At 35.5% G+C, this 966-nt stretch carries 2 protein-coding genes and 1 pseudogene; 2 read left to right on the forward strand and 1 reads right to left on the reverse strand.

Annotated elements, in window-relative coordinates:
* A pseudogene (locus FD50_RS03170) lies at nucleotides 1-374 on the forward strand (filamentation induced by cAMP protein fic); the annotation flags it as partial.
* Nucleotides 375-382: 8 nt separating this feature from the next.
* Nucleotides 383-511: a hypothetical protein gene (locus tag FD50_RS12980; RefSeq protein WP_261909712.1), complete on the forward strand. Its 129-nt coding sequence runs from the start codon at nucleotides 383-385 to the stop codon at nucleotides 509-511.
* On the opposite strand, the gene FD50_RS03175 is transcribed toward FD50_RS12980, so the two are convergent.
* A complete protein-coding gene (locus FD50_RS03175) occupies nucleotides 501-779 on the reverse strand; it encodes a hypothetical protein (RefSeq protein ID WP_054758135.1) in 279 nt (92 codons plus the stop codon). The genes FD50_RS12980 and FD50_RS03175 overlap by 11 nt on opposite strands.
* Nucleotides 780-966: the final 187 nt, after the last annotated feature.

Below are 966 nucleotides of genomic sequence, written 5' to 3' on the forward strand. Positions count from 1 at the left end.
GTAAACGCGGTTCTGAATGTCTCTTAAAACCTGTCTCAAATATTGACTTCAATCCAACTGATAAAGCCTTAACCGTTATGTATCATAATATGCGCCAACAAATCTTTTGGGACGGTAATAAACGAACCGCCACTTTAAGCGCCAATAAAATCATGATTGATGGTGGCGCTGGGTTAATCAATGTCCCGTTAGATCAGTGGGATCATTGGAACGATTTAATTGCTGATTATTACCGGACTAATGACATGAATAAAATTAAACAGTGGACGTATGACAATGCGATTCAAGGATTAGAGATTCGAGCAGACAAAAAACTGAGTGCTAATGAGTTGAACGAGATGTACAAAAAAGCTAAAAAAAAACGAACCAATTAGAGCTTGAAATGGGTAAAGAAGAGATTAGTAAGAGAACCCAAAATCAACTCAAAGACTTTGTTAAAGATAATTCAGATTTAAAAATTGAAAAGCCAATGAATGATCCGAAAAGTAAAAACGACCAGCCTAAAATCTAGGCTGATCGTTTTTTAGCTTATTCGGCTTATGCGCATTAACATAGTCGGCAAATATTTTTAAAAGTTCTTCGGTTTGTTCTACTGATAAATTATCCGCTTGAAAGTATTTTTCTAACAAGGCGCCTTTTTGAATTAGCCGCCGTGAACGGGCTTTGCGGGCTTGCCGATTTTTATAGTATTTGGATTGTCGTAATTTAAAATCTTCCCGAGCCATTTGCTCTTTTAGGCGAGCTTTTTGTGCAACCAATTTTTCATATTGATTAGCCATCATCATCACCACTTAGTTACAATTGGTTATTTGGTTCATGATTTAAAATCGTTGCTATTTTTTGCGCGAGGTCTTTAATCTTTTGATTGGACAAATCGGCGTAATCTAAATTTGATGTTTTAATAATTTGCTTGCCAAGGTTTTGTTCAATCTTACTTTTTTCAGCTTTGATCTTTTGATTAAGCTG

The sequence above is a fragment of the Liquorilactobacillus satsumensis DSM 16230 = JCM 12392 genome, from assembly GCF_001435195.1.
In the GTDB taxonomy this organism is placed as follows: domain Bacteria; phylum Bacillota; class Bacilli; order Lactobacillales; family Lactobacillaceae; genus Liquorilactobacillus; species Liquorilactobacillus satsumensis.

What these genes read in the sequence shown, in the direction of transcription:
- FD50_RS12980 (WP_261909712.1), top strand. Translation starts at nt 383, where the DNA reads ATGGGTAAAGAAGAGATTAGTAAGAGAACCCAAAATCAACTCAAAGAC.
- FD50_RS03175 (WP_054758135.1), bottom strand. Translation starts at nt 779, where the DNA reads ATGGCTAATCAATATGAAAAATTGGTTGCACAAAAAGCTCGCCTAAAA.